This window comes from Clostridiales bacterium, assembly GCA_012512255.1.
Lineage (GTDB): Bacteria > Bacillota > Clostridia > Christensenellales > DUVY01 > DUVY01.
In genome coordinates this window covers 1-2,035 of record JAAZDJ010000136.1, presented here as the reverse complement: position 1 = coordinate 2,035, position 2,035 = coordinate 1, and the positions used below count along the sequence as shown (strand labels likewise).

Annotated in this window: 2 protein-coding genes; both read left to right on the top strand. The window is 42.7% G+C overall.

Annotated features, from left to right (window positions below; translation table 11 throughout):
• The first annotated feature begins 201 nt into the window (after nt 1–201).
• On the top strand, nt 202–705 hold the full coding sequence (locus GX756_06725; protein NLC17552.1) for an NAD(P)H-dependent oxidoreductase subunit E: 504 nt from the start codon (nt 202–204) through the stop codon (nt 703–705).
• Between the two features lie 99 nt (nt 706–804).
• Nucleotides 805–2,035: NADH-quinone oxidoreductase subunit F (locus GX756_06720; protein NLC17551.1), on the top strand; the 1,231-nt coding region annotated here is incomplete at its 3' end.

Below are 2,035 nucleotides of genomic sequence, written 5' to 3'. Positions count from 1 at the left end.
GAAGTAATTATTATGTGTTAATTTTTATCTTATCAATTATCATACTTTGACAATCATTAATATAAATTTAAGAAATTGTAAGCAATAATTTAATGGACATATTTGGCTTCATTTGCTATAATCTAGAATAGTTAATTTATTGTCAATTTAAAGCAAATAAATTTCATAGTTTATTATTTATTTATCAAAAGGGGCTAACGAATGAAATTTGAATTGGAAGAATCCAAGGTTCTATTATTAAAAGAGCGTATCCAAAAACACAAACAAAAACAGGGGCCTTTGATGCCGGTTTTGCATGACGCGCAAAATATTTTCGGATGTATTCCCATTGAAGTTCAAAAAATCATATCCGAAGAACTGGGCGAATCTGTCGCCAAAATTAACGGCGTAGTCACGTTTTATTCTAATTTTTCAACCGAGCCCAAAGGCAAGCATGTCATTAGCGTATGCATGGGCACGGCGTGTTATGTAAAAGGCGCTAAAACTATTTTGGACGCCATTTCGGATATGTTAAACATAGAGCCCGGCCAAACGACCAAGGACGGTTTATTTACATTAGAAAATACGCGTTGCATCGGCGCTTGCGGGCTTGCGCCTGTATTTATGATTGGCGATAAAGTTTACGGCAACGCGACCAAAGACACGGCAAAAAAAGCCATAGAAAAAATATTAAAATCGGAAAGCTTAACTGGGATTGAGGAGTAATAGATGGTTTCTTTTGATTATTTGAACGCTACAAAAGCTAAGACCCAAGCCAAGATAAACCCCCAAAACCATAAAAACGGTTTTAGGGTTACGGTAGGAATGGCTACATGTGGTATTACAGCGGGAGCGGGTAAAGTTTTTCAAACATTAAAACAACTAATTGCCTCTAATAATTTAAACAATATTGATTTGGCGCCGGTAGGCTGCGTAGGCGAGTGCGCCCTAGAGCCGCTAGTGGAAGTAATTGACCATCAGGGGCAAAAGACCACATATTGCAAGGTTAGCCCCCAAGACATTGAAAAAATAGTCAATCAACATCTTATAGGCGGCGCGCCCGTAAAAGAATTGACAATTGACAATTATAAAAATATAGACAGTTCTTCTTTACAGGTTCGTATCGCTTTGAGAAATTGCGGCGTAATTAACCCCGAAGACATCAACGAGTATATTTGCTATGACGGGTATAAGGCTTTGGGCAAAGCATTGACCGAAATGACGCCCGAAGAAGTAATCCATATTATACAAGAATCTGGGCTTAGAGGTCGCGGCGGCGGCGGTTTTTCTACCGGCCTCAAATGGAGTCTATGCGCCAAAAACAAAGGCGGTCAAAAATATATAATTTGCAACGCCGACGAAGGCGACCCCGGCGCGTTTATGGACAGGGCCGTGTTAGAGGGCGACCCTCACAGCGTCATTGAAGCGATGGCGATTGGCGGCTATGCCATAGGCGCCTCTCAAGGATACATATATATAAGAGCCGAATATCCCTTAGCGGTGCAAAGGCTTAACAAAGCGATCGAACAGGCTTACGAGGCAGAGCTTTTGGGCAAAAACATCTTTGGCACGGACTTTTGTTTTGACCTTGAGCTAAGGCTGGGCGCGGGCGCGTTTGTGTGCGGGGAAGAAACCGCCTTAATTGCCTCAATAGAAGGCGAAAGAGGCATGCCCAGAAACAAGCCGCCATTTCCCGCGGACAAAGGGCTTTTTTCAAGACCTTCCATTATTAATAATGTGGAAACTTTAGCCAATATCCCGCCCATTATTTTGAAGGGCGCAAAATGGTTCGCCTCAATGGGCACGCAAAAATCCAAAGGCACCAAAGTTTTTGCCTTAGGCGGCAAAATCAATAACACGGGCTTATTGGAAGTTCCTATGGGCACAACCTTAAGACAGGTAATATATGACGTAGGCGGCGGAATACCCAATAACAAAAAATTCAAAGCCGTGCAAACAGGCGGGCCTTCGGGCGGATGCTTGACCGCCGAGCACCTTGACACGCCCATAGATTACGACAATCTTGTTAAACTCAATTCTATGATGGGCAGCGGCG